Genomic DNA, 17,585 nt, shown 5'->3' with positions numbered 1-17,585 from the left:
ACGCCAGTGTCACTAGGAGAGATTCTACGCGAAGCGATTCTATTTTACGAATGAGATGAGGGCCCTGGCACCTCTACACGCTATTCGCCGCTCCCAGCGGACTAACCTCCAAGTCCGCCGCGAGCGGGCAATACCTCGACTAAGAATGCAGAGAAGGCTGAAATCTCTTACTATACGCTTCCTACTTTGAAGACTTCTTCTTACTCTTCTTCTTCGCCGGCATCTATTTTTTCACCCAATCCGACTCTTCCAACCTTCCTTAAGATGCCTCTGTACTGGAAATCGTCATGGCCAATTCTCGAGTAGGTTGGAGTTCGGGGAAACTGGTTCTGCAGAATTCTTGTTTGCGAGAGATGGAACAACTAGCGTGGCAACCGAGCTAGTTGTGATCTGAAAAGGTCCGTTTAGTGGGGCCGAGCGATGGCCTTTACAGTGTTATTCTTCGGGTCTTTCTTTCGGACCTGCGCTCAAGCTTGGGAAGTTTCACTTCGAGAATGCCTTCAGCCATTTTTGCCGATACTTTTTGTGTGTCTATGCTTTCGGCAAAGCCTATGTTTCGGCGGAATGTGGAGAAAGCTCTTTCCCTGTGCAGATAGGTTTTTCCCTGCTCCTCCGTCTCCACGTTAGATTCAGCGGCCAACGACAGCTCGTTTGTGCCAGCTTGAATGTTCAGGGTTTCCTTCTTCAGCCCTGGGAGCTCTGCTTTCACGACGTATTCGTTGTCGGAGTCGATAACGTCGACGTAAGGTATTCGCGTTGGCAGTTCATATTCAACAGGCCACTCGAATCCCCGGAATGGGTCCCAAGGGATGAGGGTCATTGCTTCTAACAACTTGTCCACTGGATGAGTAAGACTCGATGGAGGTTGTTTTACGGCAAGCGCAGGCTTATTCGCCTTCGCAACCGCTTTTGGTACAGTTTTCTTTCTGGATGTGAGAGCTAAGGTCATTAGGAGGTCACCCTAATTGCCTGATTCCGGCCGTGGACAGGGGTCCGTGGGACCGGTTTCAAAGTAATCTTGAGCTGATGGGCTTCTCTCCGAAAACTGGGGACACGATCGTGGAGGAGTCCTGGGCTGATCGTCGCCCAGACGTCGGTCGGGAAATTCATATTGGTTAGCATTGCTATTCTTCCTTTTGTTACTACCATGTAATAGCTGTTACTCGCTTATAAGACTTTTAACTAGGGCAGATCACCGACTTAGCGGCAGGCACTCTGCGCACTCTCAACAGTGCTGCGGATCTTGCATTTCGACAAGAATAGTCTTACGCTCAGTTACCCTCAACAAGCTGAATCATATTATCATGCGGAGCTCAGCAACCCATTTTATAGGACCACCTGGAGAATCCCGTGGTCATGCAGGTGAGTAGCCTGAGACCTAGAGGGGTCAGGACCCTAGTGGTTCTCGAAGGTTTGACCGGACTTTTGATATTGTTGGTTGGAGCTTTGCTGATAGATCTTCAACTCTTCGGCCTTACGGCTCCGGGGGGTTCGGGAACGTTTACCGCGATAGGGGCGGTTGAGATCGTACTGGCATTATTGTCATTCGCTGCGGCTGGTGGACTGTGGATGCGGGGGAGATGGTCGCGGCCTCTTGCGATGGTGCTTGCCGCGGTTTCGGTATTGTTCAACGCGGCGCTGATAGGCATTGCGGCGACACTTACGGGAGGGACCGTGTACCCGGCGGGAGCGACCGTCTTGCTCATTCTTATCAATGATATCATCCTGGCCGAAATGCCTGTTGCGTATCTTGTTACAAGACCGCGCATTAGAGCTTACATTGGGAGAAGTGCTCCGGTAAGCCCCTAGGTCTTAGGGTCGCCGGTGGTAGGTCTCCACTTAGGTCTCCTTTTTTGACTTTAACGCTTCAAGCTCTGCCTTCAGAGCTGCTATCTCTTCCTCTTTCTCTGCTAATGCTCGTTCAAATGCCTCTACATAGCCGGAGACTTCGATCTCAAGTTGGGGGATGATGGTTCTGGATATCACGGGTAGCTCACTCATCTTTGTTCGAGTCAGTTGCTCGACTAGTTGCCTGATTCTCTCAAGATATTTCCTTACGCTCTCGGATGGTTCGAACAGCTTCCTCAACTGGGCTTGACGCCTCAGCATCATTTCGTTGACTTCTGTTATTCTTTGGACAGACTTGTGCATCTCGTCTGTCGGCTCTGTAACCTTCATTATCTCTTTCAGTTTACGATTCGCCTGTTCGACCGCCACGAAAAGTTGGGGGTCAACGAATGGTGGCAATGTGGGCTTCTTTTCGTCTTCCTTTTTCCTTTCAGTCATAACCGATTCATTCACTTGCCCTGATTCAAAGTTCTTTCGGTCTCTCGATATGGTAGCCTCTCGTTTTGACAAAGGAAAAATGGCGAGTCCACAAGGGGTTGCCGTGGCAGGCCGATTCAGAGCTCCAATCCCACGCAGATGTCAAACGGACTTCAAGCCGGACTCCCTTAGAGTTGTAGGATGCTGACTGTTTCCTGTACCGGCTGGACACGTCCTGGGTTTCGAGTTGCAATTATCTTCGTAGTAACGGTCCTGGCGCGAGAGAGAGTGCTAGAAGGGAAAGGCCATGCTCACGCCTAGATATGAGACTGATTATCTGGCGATTAGACAGTGTCCCAAGTGTGGCTCGATGAACCGTCATGAGAACGGTGTTTGTGCGATATGCGGAGCTACCCTTCCAGAGCTGCTAGCTGACATGAGACAACAGTATGGGGAAGATCCGCTGTTTCCTCAGATCGTCGACGAGCTATCCACCAAGCTGGGACTTGAGGATCATCCTAGCGAGGCGTTCTACAAGCCTACCTACTGGATATTCAAACGCTCGAAGCTGGTTCAGGTGACACACGATCAAGAAATGTGGGTACCCTCCCGCAACAGCTTCCAGGTTTCGGCGACCGAGCTTCCAGTCGATCCCTCCTATCCCGAGATTATCGGCAAGACAATGCTCATCTCGCCGCTGCTCGGCGGGCGTCTGCAAGTGGAAGAGTGGAGGCCAATCCTAGCTGCCCCGCTGATATTCTACAAGAAACTCAAAGGCGCTCGATCTCGCGGACTTGCGTGGAGGCTCGCACTCATTATCCTAACTCCCATACTCCTGCTTCAACTAACGTCTTCACTCCCACTGAATTCCTCACAGCCAATCATACAAGCTGCACTGATCGGTGGAGGTCTATGCTTCTTCGCTCTATTAGCGATAAGCTACTCCTTCTTCCGCCGACGGATGATTTTGCGCGCGGATTCTATGGTCGCAAAACTTCTAGGGCGAGAATCCTTGCTTGCTGCATTGAACAAGCTTGAATCGCTCAGAGAGCATGACAAGCAGGCAAACATCGGCTGGCCCAGTCGGAGCATAACGAAGAGGATAGAATATCTCAACGCTCACTTCTGAGGCAAGGGAGTGCAATCCAAGATGCTGAGAGGATTATTCTCACATCTTCCATGCTCTTCAATCATCTACGGTGGAGGTACGTCCGTTTCTTGCTCTGGTTTCATGTCTCGCGCGAGGATCAGCAGGACTATTCCAAGAATCATGAGAGCGATGCCGGAAACGAATGCGAGAAAGCCTACCGCCGCATACCACTGGTATGGTCCAGGGACGCAACCACTTACTGGACAAGTTGTTACCCCGGAGCCGCCGAGTAAGGCGACAAGAAACAACAAGAATCCCAAGACAATGAGCGCGAACTCAAGTGTCTGAAGGGTGTGTTTGTCAAATCTCAAGCTGGACCCGACTCATTCATTTTTCCCACAGTTATGATCACGTTTCCCTTTTTCTTGCCCGTGTCGACGTACCTGTGAGCCTCTGCGGTCTCTTCCAGTGGATAGCGTCTATCTATCACCGATACGATCCCGCCTTTTTCGACAAGCTCTTTGAGCATCCATAGATCTTCTGCTCGGCCTGTTCCACCAAAGATTACCTTCTTGCTGGTTCTCCGTGAAACCCATCCTCCCCGAATCATATGCGACAGTCTCGGGTTTCCCAGGAGGTAGCGTCCATTTTGTTTTAGCGATCTTAGGCTGCGTGAAAACGAGCTCGTGCCAATCACGTCAAAAATCACATCATAGGTCTCCCCGTTTCTGGTGAAGTCGGCCTGCGTGTAATCGATAACGTGGTGTGCACCAATCGACCGTAACATGTCCAGTTTCCCGGTGCTGTCCACGCCGGTCACTTCTGCCCCGTAGTACTTGGCAATCTGCACCGCGTACGTGCCGATGCTTCCACCCGCACCATTGATCAAGACCCTCTCTGCACTCTGCACATTTCCCTTCCTAAACAAACGCCAGGCCTCAAGCCCTCCGACCCCAAGGGTCGCGGCTTCATCATAGCCCATATTGGCAGGCTTATTCGCTAACACCCCTCCTTCACGCAGACAGATGTACTCGGCGTAGCCACAAAGATGGAAACCGGTCCAGGCAAAAACCTGGTCTCCCTTCCCAAACATCTTCACAGCGCCACCTACTGACTCAATTTCCCCGGCCACCTCCTGCCCCAGTATCTTCATCCTCGGTCCCCTGAAACCAAATCCTACTCGCACAAGAGGCTGAGACAACAAAGGAAACCTGAGACTCCGCAAACCAACGTCCCCCGCCGTGACAGTAGTCGCATGAACTCTGATCAGTACCTCATTCTCCTTGGGAGAAGGTTTCTCTATCTCCTTGAGCTGAAGAACCTCAGGAGGCCCGTACCTTGTGCATACAATCGCTTTCAATTCGAATACCTACAGCTATTTGATCTAGTCCCACGAGTTTGTTTCTCTACGATAAGTATCAGCCGCTGATATATCGGCCTGGAATATTATCGACTCCCGAAATTATCTTTTCTCGAAACTTCCATTAAATGCAGCATGACGCTGATTGAGGGTCGGGTCAACAAGGGTTGGTTCGGCAAGCTATCAGAATCGCCGTTCTGTTCATCCTAGTTCTATCCTCGATATCGATGTTGAGAGGGGTTCACGCTGCTAATCCTGGCTCTGGAACCCTCGATACAACCAATCAATCTCTCACATGGACCGGAGCAAACTATGTTACAGCGGCCAATGCAGACCCCTCGACATGTCCACCTAGCGCTGACCCGTTGAACGTTCTCTGCGACCACTTCTTCCTTAACATCAACCTCGCCAGCAACTTCTGGACAACTCATACCGGCACAGTCACGATAACGATCACCTGGCCGAGCGGCTCCAACGACTTCGACCTCTACATCTACCGCCAAAGCGACGGCCAACTAGTCGGCTCCTCAACCCTCGGAGGAGGCGAGACACAAGAGCAGGTTGTCCTCGTCAGCCCTATACCTGGCATGTACGAGGCTCGAATTACTCCCTTCCTAGTCACAATGTCCTCCTACTCCGGTTCCGCAGCCCTCTCCTTCACCAATGGCGGCCCGGTCCCCAACCCGACCTTCCCCACAGGCGGCCTCTCCTTCGGACCAGCCACAATTGTCGACCCTCAGCGGACAGAGGGAGAACCATTAGTTCACATCGACCAGTTTGGGAACATCTGGGAATCAGGACCTTGGGGCTTCAGCACCGGCCAAGGCTTTGTCGCAAAATCCACAGACCAGGGCGATAGCTTCCACATCGTCTCGCCAGACGGGCTGAGACCCAACATCACACCAGTCGGAGGTGGAGACTCCGACATCATAACAGACGATCAAGGATTCGCCTACTTCGCAGACCTAGAAGGTCTCGGAAACGTCGCCGTCGCAGTCACTAACGACGGAGGAAACAACTGGAAAACACAACTCGTCGCCGCACAAAACACTGCCGTCGATCGACAATGGCTCGCAGTAGACAACGGCCCGACCTCAGCGTCGTCCGACAACACGATCTTCCTTACTTACCGTCAGGCTGTCCAAGGCTCCCAGATACTTTCCTCACCAGGTTCGACTGGCACAACCGATGTGACAGGAGGACTGGTTTTCACAAACGCTGGAACAGGAACGGTCCCACAATTCGTTGCTACTGGTGCCCCATGCGGACGCCTAACCTTCGACCCTGTCCTACGCTACCTCTACCTGCCCTGCCTTCGATCCGACCATGTCGAAATCACCAGAGCGCACGTCAACCTGAGCCAGAGAACCGGCCTAACCTACACCACCCTCGCAGCGCCGGTCAGTCCTGGAGGAGCAGTAGGACACCTATTCGCCTCCCTAACGACAGACCAGGCAGGAAATGTCTACGTCGTCTGGGTAGACACAAAGAACAACAACGTCTACCTCAGCAGCTCCACCAACGCGGGCAACACCTGGTCCACTCCACTACAGGTCAACGGGGACCCAGCGAATACCAACATAATGCCTTGGGCAATAGCCGGAATATCTGGTACCGTCGACATCGTCTTCTACGGAACCAGCACTCGGGGGGACCCAAACTCATTCCCGTCATGGCTCAACAACCGCCAAGCAGCAACCACGGTCAAATGGTTCCCCTACCTGGTCCAAGTCCAAGGCGCGACGACTACGCCTACAATCTACCAGGTCCAGGCTAGCGAGCATCCCACAGATTATGGCCAGATATGCACTCAAGGCCTAGGCTGCACGGTCTCAGGAGGAGACCGCACACTCGCAGACTTCTTTTCAGTAGCCATTGACGCCAACGGCGCAGCCCGCATCATCATCAACGACCTCACAAACCAGCACCACGGGGCAGCGTTGTTCGAGCTTACGCAAACAGCAGGCCCGTCAGCAATCGGAACAACACTTACACCTGCAAATCCAAACATCGCCACCGGCGTAACTGATCCAGCAGGCGACGCCCAAGTGCCCCACTACTCCCCGGCAGGAGCAGGCGCCAACCAGCAAGCGCTAGACCTATTGTCAGCTCAGCTCTCACGCCCAGACATCTCCCACCTCACCGTGACACTTCAGCTAGCGAACCTCGCCTCCCTCCTGCCGCCCACAGGATCCAACGGGATAGTTTGGCTGACCAGATGGCAGTTCCTCTCAGCAGGAGACGGGGGCGAAGAGAGCTACCGAATCTTCTACATGGGAGCTAATAGCACAGCGGGCCAGACCCCAATATTCTTCGCAGGCTCCGGCACATCTGCAGCCCCAACCACTGGAATACCTCCAGGCGATGGATGCGTCACAACTTCCCCGCAGAACTGCAAGATTATCGTCTACCCGAACGAGAAGGTTGAGACAGGCACCATCAACACGTTGACGGGAATCCTCACGATAACCACTCCACTAGCCGATATCGGAAGCCCCATTCTTGGTGACACTCTGTTCAGCGTGACAGCCCTAACCTTCGGTCACATAACTCACAACCCCATTCTCCAAGACGCCGACGCGACGCGCGCCTTCGACTATGTTCTAGGCCAGACCACCATGCCTACCAACTGCCCAGCGGGTACCACGTGCAAAGTAACAGGGGGAGGCTTCATCTTCGTCGACCAGCAACAAAACCATGGAAGCTTCAGCATCGAGGTAAAGGTCGACCAGTCTGGAAGAATCAAAGGAAAGGTCGGCTACCAAGACCACGCAACGGGTCTTGATTTCAGAACAGCTCTGATAACCTCGGCCTTCTTCAATGGCAACACCGTAACGATCCAAGGAACAGGCACAGCTAACGGGACTACAACCAACTTCCAGATCACCGTCCAAGACAACGACAACCCAAGCGGGCAAGACACCTTCTCTATCCAACTCGGAACAGGATACTCAAAGTCCGGAGTCCTCCAGGGAGGAACCATAGAGATTCACTAGCCCACCTCAATCTCGCTCATACTAGTTTTCACCCCTTGCTCGGCGAGGCATAAGACAGTCCGGAACACGTTTTTTTCACTGAGCTAGTCAATCTTCCAGCTCAGGGAATTGGATGCATGGCGGCCGCATTTTCGGGATCATGGATAGGAAGATGATGATCCCATAGCCTATCATAGTGTAGAGCAGGACGTCGATCCAGAAACCATCCCATATGATCGAGTAACACCAGCCCGCCCGAATACCTGGAAACAGTATCAAGATCCCGAGGCCGCACGCTCCAACATAGGCGGCAGGAGATCCGGACCATGCATTCATGTTCGCAAGAGCGAGAAGAAGGAGTACTATCGCAAATGGCACTGTGATGTAGGAGTACATCAATACCTCCAGTCTGATTGGCCCAGACTTTCCACGGTCAGCCTTTGGCATGTTCGCCGAGGAAAGCATCCCTGTCGTGGAGACCATTATGATGCCGAAGGAGAAGAGTCCTAGCCCGAGGAAAAGTGGGAGATAGGGGGGTGTGCGTAAGTGTTTACGCAATATCCGCCGCAGTAGGTGTTGGCGATGAACGACCCTGTAAGTCCGTGCCACAGAACAAGACCGAAGAGTAAGATGCCTAGCGCGACTGATGCTAGCCCTATGTTCCTCAGGGTCTCCGAGCCCGAGAACAATCTTCGTCCCAGAACTGTAGAGAGTTTTCCGGTATTAAATCGAACCAGAACCAAGCCGTACAGTTAGCTAGAATTTCCTGAGATCGGGTCCACTCAGATCTTCCTGAAAAATGGATGCCGCTCGTTCGCAGGATTAGTCCGGAGAAGCTATATCCGCTCATCCAAATCAATTCTTACCTGCCTTGGTGCTCTCATTTTCTTCCCATCAACATCGTTCTATTTTCAGAGCTCAGAATATTCAGGAACGTACAGGTGCATCAGACCTGAAGGGTTCAAACAAATTGTATCCATTTGAAAACACTAATCTGGGCTAGATTCTACGAGTATTTCGCCTGACGAAGGTTTCCGGGTAGTGATCTAGTCGTCGCGCGTGGGTTGAACTTTGATTACTGCAATGGATCCTGTTCCACTGATTGCCAGGTTTGTAATGTAAAGCTGGCTTCCGCGGAATGCAAGATTGGATGGATTGTTAAGTTGTTCTTGGGTCGTATCTATGGATAATTTTTGCGTGAATCCGTTGCTTGCTATTGTGTAGAGTGAGTTGGTAAATGGGGAAGTGACGTACAAGAGTCCCTTGCCACTGAACGCTATGCCATCTGGCCCGGGAATATCTGCAAATTTCGTTATAGCGCCGGCCTTCGCGTCTTCTCCAATCGCGATCTTCACGACTATGTTTTGTCCGACGTTTGTGACGTAGAGGGCTGTCAGTCTCTCGTTGAAAACGAGATCGTTCGATCCCAGAGTTAGGCCCACACCTGGTATGGGAGCTGGTGCCAGTAATCCGCCAGATGCGAATGTTGACACCGTTCCATCGGGCGTGACCTTGGAAACGCTTCCTGCTATTAGATCAGTTACGAAGAAGTTTCCATGCGTATCGACAACGATACCGTTGGGTAGTGCAAAGCCCGACGCGAATGTTGTAACTCTCCCAGTTTCCACGTTTACTTTGACCACTGAGCCTTTGCCGGAGGCGAGGTTTCCCGCAACGGTGACAAGCGTTCCGTCGTCCGTGAATAATAGTTGTCCGACCTGGGGAAGGCCGGATATTGTAAATAGCTTTGCCAGCGTCCCGTCTTTGCTGTAGACGAGAATTGTTCCATCGGACGCTGTGAAGCTGAATGTCCCAACGTAAAAGTGGTCATCATGGATGACAAGCCCCTCCGCACCTAGGCCAGTCGGCAGAGTGACGAGGTGGCGCAGTACGAGCGCGTGTTGCTTTTCTCCAGCTGCGACCGTTACTGCTGGAAGCGAGGCTAGTGCTAGAAGCATGAGGACTATGATCGTGGTCCGCATAAACTATCGGCTCATGCATTGGGCGTTCAGTTAATAAGAATTCCGGGCGTAGCTGTGGATAGCTCAGAGAAGTCTGGCGAAATGTATAATCCTGTATCTGGTTACACAGCGATAGGTTGAACTCGACCAATGAGGAGCAGGAAGCTTCCGAGATGGAAGGTATGCTATGCGGGCTCGTGTTCCATTACTTGACTTTCTACAGGCACTCTTCCAACAACGTATTGGACCGAATGTTCTATCAGGGAGCCTATGACGAGGAATATTATCCCGGTCGCCCCGTAGAATAGCCAGAGGCGTGCTCCCACACCCTCGCTAAGAGTCTCAAGAATCACACCTGCCGTGATGATGGACTTCGGGTTTCTAAACTGGAGAAACGGCTGTCCCGTGATCACGTTCTCCGTGATCTGATGTTCAATGTAGAATCCGACAAAGAAGTAGGCTGAAGCCACAAGAGAACTCATCGAAAATAGAGAGGTAGTATTCGAGAGCAGGGCCAGCCATACGGCCCAGTTGACCACTTCAAGAGTCGTAAAGCTGATTATTCTCAGAAAGACTTTGCCGGTGAAATCTGGATTCTCGGCACGCTGCATAATCGAATGCTCGATGAGCAGTACGACCAAGAGGACAAGTGCGGCGATGGGAACGCCCTGGTAGAGTATTGGGGCGCGAACCAATGCCAGCCACCCGATCAGCCCAGCATCTTCTATGATCGTAACGAGAAGAACGACCCCAGCGGCGCGACTCTTAGAGAAAGAACTCAATCCCTAACAATCCTCTTTCGAATAGACGCTACGCAGTATTCACTGAGCCCCGTTAACAGACTCGATTCCAAGAGGAACGATCGCAATGAAATGGAACCGCTTTAGGCTCATACGTCTCCAAGCATTTCTTCTGGATATTTAATATCTAGGGATTCGCTCGTTCGAGAATGGTCTCGTTGGCGACTGACCGTGTCAAGATTTTCTTCTACGGATCCTTCATGGATCTGGAGGTCCTGCGGACCCTCGGTGTTGGGCCGAAAACATTTGAAACGGCAGAATTGAAAAATTGGAACATCACCTTTTCTCCAATGGCCACCCTCGTCCCAAGTGAAGGGGACTCCGTCTACGGCACGATAACAGAACTATCCCAGGATGAGGTTCGGGTGTTATACGCGAGGGACGACTTGAAGCATTACAACCCTGTAGACATCACCGTTGCGACAAAAGGGAACAAGCGTGTGCCGGCGCAATGCTATGTTTCGAAACCCGGTACAACTGAGAAACCATCGGTCGAGTATTTGCAGCGAGTCATTCATGCCGCGGAAAGCCTAGGTTTTCCCCCAGCCTAGTTGGCAAAGCTGAGGCGGACACCCACCACTCAAACTCACAGCTCGCAACAGCCGCCCCAAGATTAGGGACGGACCCATATTTCGATGATCTCGACAGGACCGCGTGACTGGCTTCTCATGCAAATAGTCAATAACTATAATCAGTTGCGATAACGGCAGACGAACATTATGAGCGACTGGAACGCCGGCGTTATTCAGGAATTTCGCAAGAACAAGGGAAAGGTAGGCGGCAATTTCGAGGGCGCACCTTTACTCCTTATCAATCATACCGGTGCCCGCACTGGCAAATCCCGGACTAACCCGGTGATGTATCTCAAGGACGGCCACCGCTATCTGGTATTCGCCTCGAAGGGAGGAGCTCCCACCAATCCGGACTGGTACCACAACCTCAAGGCACACCCCGAAGTCAAGATCGAGGTCGGGAATGAGACGATCGAGGTGCGCGCGGAGGAACTTATCGGTTCTGAACGCGAGAAAATCTACGCGCGACAAGCCAAGCTCTACCCGCAGTTCGCCCAGTACCAAAAACAGACCAAGCGGATCATCCCTATCATAGCGTTCACACCCAAGGCCAAACGATAACTGACAGAACTAGCTAATCCTGCGCGCTCGGTCCACAGCGATCGCCCCCGGCCGAAGTCGGCGTCGGATTCACGAGGACGCTGGTCGTGATTGAATCGGGTTAATCACGAGTTTACCTGACAGTCGTCTTGGAAATTGGCATGACTCAGTCAAGCATCGGCGCTGGTTTATTTCTGCCCTTAAGGAAAAGATATCCTGTAGGGCTCGACTCTCCCTTTGGCTGGCAAGGAACCCAGTGTTGATTATGGCCAGCGTTTTCCATCCGTCCCAGACGATGGAGTGGAGAATCAAGCGCAGAAAGCGACTGAGAAACGGCCCGAACCAAAACTCCCAATCTTCTCAATCCTTGACTCGATAGAATTTTCGGAACATTTCGTAATCATCGGGGATGTCGGCACAGGAAAGAGCACTGTAACTCCGATTCGCGAATACGAATTGTGTAAGGGGAAAAGGCAGATCATTATCCGCGAGCCCTCAAGGGCTGCCTGCAACGCTCTCTTCTATTCGCTCCAAGCGCTTCATCCAGAACTAGAACATGAACTCGCTGTCATTACGAAGGACACTAAGATCAATCTAGGTGGCAAGATCAAGATAGTCACAGACGGTGTCTTGCTGAGAATGCTGGCCGAGAACTCGATTCATGATTCTTCAATCTACTTTGATGAAAGCCACCAGATGACGTCCCAGCTGGAACTGTGCATGTCACTCGCGAAGAAGGAGGAGGCGAGCGCAGGGAATCTGTTTCGGGTCATGAGCGCCACAATCGACGCGAAGGAGTTCCTGCCCTTCCTGGGCATCTCGAAACTCTACCGAATTAGCGGTCGCAGATACCACGTCACACTCGAGATGGAGCTGGCAGATGACCTTGACGGAATGTTCAAAACCCTGTCACACTATTTCGACTCGCAGCCCCGCGATGAATCCTGGCTAGTCTTTCTCCCCACAAGGCGCCTGGTCGAAAAATACGCCAGCAGCTACGGCGGCGTCTACATTCACGGAGGCCTCGAAGGCTCCGAAGTCAACAGAATGCAGCACCGAGCCGAACAGGACAAGAACCTGAGAATCTTCGCAACAAACGTAATCGCTTCCTCAGTCAACATTTACGTCGATAACGTGCTGATATTTGATGACGTGATCGACAGCAAGGACAAGCTAGGTCAAAAGACGCTCCACTACAACAAGATAGACAACAACTCGCTACTACAGATGATAGGCAGAATCGGCCGCTTCAAGCCAGGCCGCGCCGTCATCCTCACCGATGCGCCCCTCCCAAAAAAGATCAACCCGATACCAGTGCGCAAAGCTCTCGAAAACGAGACCCCCTTTGACCTGGTACTCCTCATGTCCAAGTATGGCCTCAAACTCCCAGAGCTAGAGTTCATGTCAAAGGTAGACCACCGCGAGGTCGCCTTTGCAGAGAACTGGCTCGTTGAAATTGGAGCAATCGACCGCCACACCCGCAGAGCCACCTGGAAGGGACTCTTGATGAGCGAAATCCCATACGAACCCGACTTCTCACATATGATCTCCACCGCTCTAATCTCTGGAGATTATGACGTGGCAAGATATCTCCTAGCCAGCGGCTCTTTCGGTGATTCCCTCAACCACGCTTACAAATCAGATGCCGAAGGCCAAGCTCGCCGGTTACTGTATAGCTTCGACAGATCAAACGAGCTCAACGTCAAAGCCCATCTCCTAAAAGGATACGCCGAAGATAGCGATGGGTCATTCGTCTCAAAACTGATCACGAACGGACTCTTCACCGGATTTGTCGAAGAGGCGTGGAAGAACCATGAAGCAGCCAGAGAAGTGCTGAATGACCTCCTCCGTTCATCAAAGAAGAAGCCCATACCCCAGGAAGTCGTAGTAGATGTCGATGTTATCAAGCTCAAGCCATACCTCGAAAACTGCTTGTCGTTCGAAAGGTTCCGCCCAGACGAAAGGAACAGTCACGATCTAAGCGAAATGAGCATCGAAGGGCAGTTCTTCGCAAGAGCCCTGACGATAAACTACAAACGCATACTGTTCGACATAGTTGGGGTGAATTCTTCGGGTAAGCGTCGCCATCAAACCAGAGTATGAGACTACAATCAGGCTACACGTCTACCAGGCCCGCACCGATACAATATTCCGGAATGACTAGTTCCCCTTAATCGACCGTAAAGATACGAGTAGTTCGCGCTATTCGAGGAGTACCGAGCAGTGTAACCGTCGAACTCTTTTACTTGCACAGGCCTGCCTATCAGGTTCCATCCCTCTTCGTGAGTTGCGGTGCGTCTTGCCAGCAAGCCATCATAGGACCTGAAGGGATCTTGAACCAGAAGAAACTACCCATTCCCGGGATATCAGTACGTGGGAGAATAATCTTTCCTCCAGCGTCCAGAACCTTAGTTTCAGCTAGTTTTAGATCTTCGACACGAACATAGTTCATACTGCTTGGAGCCTCGGACTTCTGGGCCTGTCTGATGCCCATTGTGTTTCCATTTGGACCTCTGTAGCTAAGGTACGGGCCGTTCGGCATCTTGACCTCTTCAAACCTCCAGTGAAACGCCCTCTCGAGGAAAGACCTTGTTGCTCGAGAGTCTGTTGATGACAATTCCGTGAATCCCATCGTTCCAACTCCGTATTCCTTATCAGGCTCGATTCTTTTGGTCAATTTGGGGTTCCAGGTGATCGTTAAGAAAAAAGGGAGTTTATTGGGCTTTTGTCTGCCGTTTCCATTTACTGGGGAGCGAACATTGCCGCGAAGGGTCTTGCGTCAAAGAAGACCTGAATCGCCTTTACTTTGCCCTGCTCGGAGTGGATCCATTCTGCGCATGGAACTGTTCCTGCTGGGGTGCTGGTAACGAGGTCGTAGAGGAAGCATGCATCACTCCCGTCTACGAAGGTCTTTTTCCTCTTAACCTCGACAACGATGGGCGCGAGCTTGCTTAGGGCTTGCAGGTAGTCCTTCGAGTTGTTGAACGTGTCGATCGGTCCCTTGAAGGAGAGGTTTTCGGCGAGATACCTAGCGCTGGCCTGGTACTCTTTCTTTGACCAGTGGTCGAAGTATTTCATTGCTGGTCCGGACTGTGACTCGACTGATTGTTCCATTTCTCTCACGAGAAGGTAGTATCCAAAGGATACTATATAACCGCTGTAGGGTCCAGATGGATACTGCTGGTCTGAAACGATGGGGAAGGTTGACGATCGAGTTATGCCTCGGCTTCTCTACCAGCAGGATCCGATTCGGACTAGTGTCAAGTCTCTGGGTGCGAAGTGGACCCTCCTGGTTGTGAGAGACATCGGATTTCTGAAACTGCGGAGATTTGGCGAAATTCTCAGAAACAATCCCGGCCTCACCGCGAGGGTCTTGTCCAGGAGGCTAAGAGACATGCAAAAAGAAGGACTCATACAGAGGAAAGAAACAATGGACACCATCTCCTACACTCTGACGCCGCGCGGAGAAGACGCGGTCTTCATACTCCTAGCCTTTCTGAGATACGGGCTCAAACATCACATAAGAGAAAAATTCGCTTCATCCAAACCATTCCCAAGCTTTGAAGAAATGATCAAACAATACCGGCAGCTGCCTATCGCCAAGTCTCCCGAAACATACTAGCGCGGGGATTCACCTGTTTTGGTCAGGTCGCTTCTGACTGGGCCGCCCCGTAGCTTTATATGCATCGTTGTGCATATGTACTATCATGCATACCGCTGTGTTCGAGATACTTGCCGACCCTACGCGCCGGCGTATCGTCGAGGTTCTCCGGAGTGGCGAACACGCGGTAAACGATATCGTTGAAAAAGTCGGCATCGACCAATCGGGCGTCTCCCGCCACCTGCACATACTCCAAGACGCCGGCTTCGTCCAGGTCCACCCGGAGGGCCCCAAACGCCTCTACTCCCTCCGCCCAGAACCTTTCCGGGTGCTAGACGCCTGGCTTAGACCATACAAGCAGAACATGCAAGAGAGCTTCAGCAGACTGGACGCCCACCTTGAACGGATGAAGAAGAAGGAGGTGAAATGATGCAGAAAGAAAAGATCCAACACAAAGACGACATGACCGTAACGCTCCCTTCCGACAAGGAAGTGCTCATCACCCGCACCCTCCACGCACCCCGCAAACTCGTCTTCCAAGCCATGACCGAACCACGCCATCTCAAACAGTGGCTAGGCCCACGCGCTATGAAGATGATTGTCGCCGACGCTGACCTGCGCGAAGGCGGCGCGTGGCGCTTCGTACACCGCGCCCCAGACGGCACAGACCACGCCTTCAGCGGGGTAATCCGCGAGTACCGGCCACCAGAACGAGTCGTCCGCACAAATAACTACGAGAACATTCCCGGCGCAGAATCGCTCGAGACAATGACGCTAGCTGATGATGGCTCGACGACGAGGGTGACCATTCGCGTGCTCTTCAAGAACCGCGAACAACGCGACGGTTATGTCGCCTCAGGAGCCGAAGGAGGCATGCGGGAATCCTACCAGCGCCTCGACGAGCACCTGGCCAAAACCTAGGCATGATTGCAGACTCGAGGTAATTCCCCCTTTTTTCAGGTCAGAATCACTTTCCGGTACCTCACTAGCTTGAAGTAGTTGCCTCAAGTGCACCACAAATAATAGGATCCCGAACCTCATCCATCTCTAAACGATCAAAATAGTGTCAACGGCTTGACCGAGCTAACTCAAGAACCCCCAAGAGTAGAAACAGTAACAAGAACTGGAGCAAGCAGAGCCGCACTAGCGTTCATATTCGCGACAGTCCTCTTCGATACCTTAGGATTCGGCATCATCATTCCCGTACTCCCAGGTCTAGTGACCAGCTTCGTTGGAGGACCCCCGGGCAGGGGCGCCGAGGTCTTTGGCCTATTCGGCACAACCTGGGCGCTCATGCAATTTCTATTCGCCCCGCTTCTAGGTGCACTATCAGACCGCTTTGGCCGACGACCGGTCCTCATTCTCTCGGCATTCGGTCTAGGCGTCGATTACATCATCATGGCTCTAGCCCCCAACCTGACATGGCTATTCATCGGGAGAGTAGTCAGCGGCATCACCAGTGCAAGCTTCACCGTAAGCTTCGCCTATGTAGCAGATACCGTCCCAGGTGAACGGCGGGCAGGTGCATACGGGATGATAGGATCGATCTTTGGCGTAGGATTCATCATCGGACCACTGGTCGGTGGGCTATTGGCGGGAATTGGCCCGCGATTCCCCTTCTGGGGCGCAGCCGCACTCTCGCTTGCAAGTGCCGTATACGGACTAGTTGTGCTGCCCGAATCTCTGCCTCTCGAGCACCGAAGCCCCATCTCGTTTCGAAAAGCCAACCCCATAGGCTCTCTTTCTATGATCCGAGGCAGAAAGGGGCTAGCCGGCTTCGTAACAGTCAATTTCCTCAATTTCCTCGCCTTCCAAGTCCTGCCCAGCGTCTACGTGCTCTACGCTGCCTACAGGTACGGCTGGGGGTACGCCCTAGTCGGAGCAGCACTTGCCCTAGTTGGTGCATGCAACATCATCGTTCAAGGACTCCTAGTCCGGCGTGTCGTCGCTCGGTTTGGCGAGCGCATCGCCCTCATCATCGGAATTGTCTCTGGCACAGTAGGGTTCATGATCTGGGGCCTCGCACCCAACAGCCTCGTGTTCATGATTGCAATAATCTTCTACGCACCAATCGGGTTCGTCCAACCTGCGTTGCAAGGCCTAATGACTCGACGAGTCGGCCCATCCGAACAAGGAGCCCTCCAAGGCATCAACGGCAGCCTCATGGGCCTCACCGGCGTCATCGGACCCACACTTTTCACCCTAATATTCGCATTCTTCATCGGCAACCAAGCGCCCCTCAATCTTCCGGGCGCGCCATTCCTGCTCTCTGCACTCTTGATGATCAGCTCCCTCATCCTAGCGGCAAAGGTCACTCGTCCCAGAGATCGGAGCTCACCTTGAGAAGAACTTCCAGATCATAATGACTTAGCCCGATAATTTGTTTCGTGAGACAGGACTTCGAGAAATCTGACTCCGAGT

20 protein-coding genes are annotated in these 17,585 nt (G+C 52.4%); 10 read left to right on the top strand and 10 right to left on the bottom strand.

What is annotated here, in order from left to right; all coding sequences use genetic code 11:
• Positions 1–427: 427 nt before the first annotated feature.
• A complete protein-coding gene (locus VGS11_02355) occupies positions 428–949 on the bottom strand; it encodes an Hsp20/alpha crystallin family protein (GenBank protein ID HEV2118941.1) in 522 nt (173 codons plus the stop codon).
• Positions 949–1,122, bottom strand: coding sequence for a hypothetical protein (locus VGS11_02350; protein ID HEV2118940.1), 174 nt, complete (start codon positions 1,120–1,122; stop codon positions 949–951). Before VGS11_02350 ends, VGS11_02355 begins: the two co-directional genes overlap by 1 nt.
• Before the next feature lie 234 nt (positions 1,123–1,356).
• Here VGS11_02350 and VGS11_02345 point away from each other — a divergent pair, with 234 nt between their 5' ends.
• The gene (locus tag VGS11_02345) at positions 1,357–1,809 is read left to right on the top strand and encodes a hypothetical protein (GenBank protein ID HEV2118939.1); all 453 of its coding nucleotides are present in this window, start codon (positions 1,357–1,359) and stop codon (positions 1,807–1,809) included.
• 30 nt (positions 1,810–1,839) lie between these two features.
• Here the strand turns inward: VGS11_02345 and VGS11_02340 are convergent, their stop codons facing one another.
• Positions 1,840–2,286, bottom strand: a complete 447-nt coding sequence (locus VGS11_02340; GenBank protein HEV2118938.1) for a hypothetical protein — start codon at positions 2,284–2,286, stop codon at positions 1,840–1,842.
• Positions 2,287–2,572: 286 nt separating this feature from the next.
• Between VGS11_02340 and VGS11_02335 the strand changes: the two genes are divergently transcribed.
• Positions 2,573–3,394, top strand: coding sequence for a hypothetical protein (locus VGS11_02335; GenBank protein ID HEV2118937.1), 822 nt, complete (start codon positions 2,573–2,575; stop codon positions 3,392–3,394).
• Between the two features lie 65 nt (positions 3,395–3,459).
• Here the strand turns inward: VGS11_02335 and VGS11_02330 are convergent, their stop codons facing one another.
• The gene (locus VGS11_02330; GenBank protein HEV2118936.1) at positions 3,460–3,726 is read right to left on the bottom strand and encodes a hypothetical protein; all 267 of its coding nucleotides are present in this window, start codon (positions 3,724–3,726) and stop codon (positions 3,460–3,462) included.
• A complete protein-coding gene (locus VGS11_02325) occupies positions 3,723–4,715 on the bottom strand; it encodes an NAD(P)-dependent alcohol dehydrogenase (protein ID HEV2118935.1) in 993 nt (330 codons plus the stop codon). The genes VGS11_02330 and VGS11_02325 overlap by 4 nt, the downstream gene beginning before the upstream one ends.
• A 167-nt stretch (positions 4,716–4,882) precedes the next feature.
• On the opposite strand from VGS11_02325, the gene VGS11_02320 reads away from it, so the two are divergent.
• Entirely contained in the window at positions 4,883–7,711 is a 2,829-nt protein-coding gene (locus VGS11_02320) for a post-COAP-1 domain-containing protein (protein ID HEV2118934.1), read from the top strand.
• 87 nt (positions 7,712–7,798) lie between these two features.
• Here VGS11_02320 and VGS11_02315 read toward each other — a convergent pair whose 3' ends face one another.
• The 3 genes from VGS11_02315 to VGS11_02305 all read right to left on the bottom strand — a co-directional run bounded on the left by VGS11_02315 (position 7,799) and on the right by VGS11_02305 (position 10,433).
• Positions 7,799–8,248 carry a hypothetical protein gene (locus VGS11_02315; GenBank protein ID HEV2118933.1) on the bottom strand — a complete coding sequence of 150 codons (450 nt, stop codon included), beginning with the start codon at positions 8,246–8,248 and terminating at the stop codon, positions 7,799–7,801.
• Between the two features lie 488 nt (positions 8,249–8,736).
• Positions 8,737–9,672, bottom strand: a complete 936-nt coding sequence (locus VGS11_02310; GenBank protein HEV2118932.1) for a hypothetical protein — start codon at positions 9,670–9,672, stop codon at positions 8,737–8,739.
• A gap of 164 nt (positions 9,673–9,836) precedes the next feature.
• Positions 9,837–10,433 carry a hypothetical protein gene (locus tag VGS11_02305; GenBank protein HEV2118931.1) on the bottom strand — a complete coding sequence of 199 codons (597 nt, stop codon included), beginning with the start codon at positions 10,431–10,433 and terminating at the stop codon, positions 9,837–9,839.
• A 176-nt stretch (positions 10,434–10,609) separates the two neighbouring features.
• Here VGS11_02305 and VGS11_02300 point away from each other — a divergent pair, with 176 nt between their 5' ends.
• The 3 genes from VGS11_02300 to VGS11_02290 all read left to right on the top strand — a co-directional run bounded on the left by VGS11_02300 (position 10,610) and on the right by VGS11_02290 (position 13,666).
• Complete coding sequence (locus VGS11_02300; protein ID HEV2118930.1) at positions 10,610–11,002, top strand: gamma-glutamylcyclotransferase family protein; 393 nt, start codon at positions 10,610–10,612, stop codon at positions 11,000–11,002.
• A 168-nt stretch (positions 11,003–11,170) separates the two neighbouring features.
• Positions 11,171–11,584, top strand: coding sequence for a nitroreductase family deazaflavin-dependent oxidoreductase (locus VGS11_02295; GenBank protein HEV2118929.1), 414 nt, complete (start codon positions 11,171–11,173; stop codon positions 11,582–11,584).
• Between the two features lie 216 nt (positions 11,585–11,800).
• Positions 11,801–13,666 (top strand): helicase-related protein, encoded by a 1,866-nt coding sequence (locus VGS11_02290; protein HEV2118928.1) that lies wholly within the window; start codon positions 11,801–11,803, stop codon positions 13,664–13,666.
• A gap of 160 nt (positions 13,667–13,826) precedes the next feature.
• On the opposite strand, the gene VGS11_02285 is transcribed toward VGS11_02290, so the two are convergent.
• Positions 13,827–14,240: a hypothetical protein gene (locus VGS11_02285; protein ID HEV2118927.1), complete on the bottom strand. Its 414-nt coding sequence runs from the start codon at positions 14,238–14,240 to the stop codon at positions 13,827–13,829.
• Positions 14,241–14,305: 65 nt separating this feature from the next.
• A complete protein-coding gene (locus tag VGS11_02280) occupies positions 14,306–14,677 on the bottom strand; it encodes a nuclear transport factor 2 family protein (GenBank protein HEV2118926.1) in 372 nt (123 codons plus the stop codon).
• Positions 14,678–14,780: 103 nt separating this feature from the next.
• Here VGS11_02280 and VGS11_02275 point away from each other — a divergent pair, with 103 nt between their 5' ends.
• The 4 genes from VGS11_02275 (at position 14,781) to VGS11_02260 (ending at position 17,507) form a co-directional block, all read left to right on the top strand.
• The gene (locus VGS11_02275; GenBank protein HEV2118925.1) at positions 14,781–15,185 is read left to right on the top strand and encodes a helix-turn-helix domain-containing protein; all 405 of its coding nucleotides are present in this window, start codon (positions 14,781–14,783) and stop codon (positions 15,183–15,185) included.
• Positions 15,186–15,270: 85 nt separating this feature from the next.
• Positions 15,271–15,594 (top strand): metalloregulator ArsR/SmtB family transcription factor, encoded by a 324-nt coding sequence (locus VGS11_02270; GenBank protein HEV2118924.1) that lies wholly within the window; start codon positions 15,271–15,273, stop codon positions 15,592–15,594.
• Positions 15,594–16,085 carry an SRPBCC family protein gene (locus tag VGS11_02265; GenBank protein HEV2118923.1) on the top strand — a complete coding sequence of 164 codons (492 nt, stop codon included), beginning with the start codon at positions 15,594–15,596 and terminating at the stop codon, positions 16,083–16,085. Before VGS11_02270 ends, VGS11_02265 begins: the two co-directional genes overlap by 1 nt.
• A gap of 153 nt (positions 16,086–16,238) precedes the next feature.
• A complete protein-coding gene (locus VGS11_02260; protein ID HEV2118922.1) occupies positions 16,239–17,507 on the top strand; it encodes a TCR/Tet family MFS transporter in 1,269 nt (422 codons plus the stop codon).
• The last annotated feature ends 78 nt before the right edge of the window (positions 17,508–17,585 follow it).

It is taken from the genome of Candidatus Bathyarchaeia archaeon (genome assembly GCA_035935655.1).
In the GTDB taxonomy this organism is placed as follows: Archaea; Thermoproteota; Bathyarchaeia; order 40CM-2-53-6; family 40CM-2-53-6; genus 40CM-2-53-6.
Note: the sequence above shows the minus strand (reverse complement) of the source record. Positions and strands in the feature narration are given on the sequence as shown.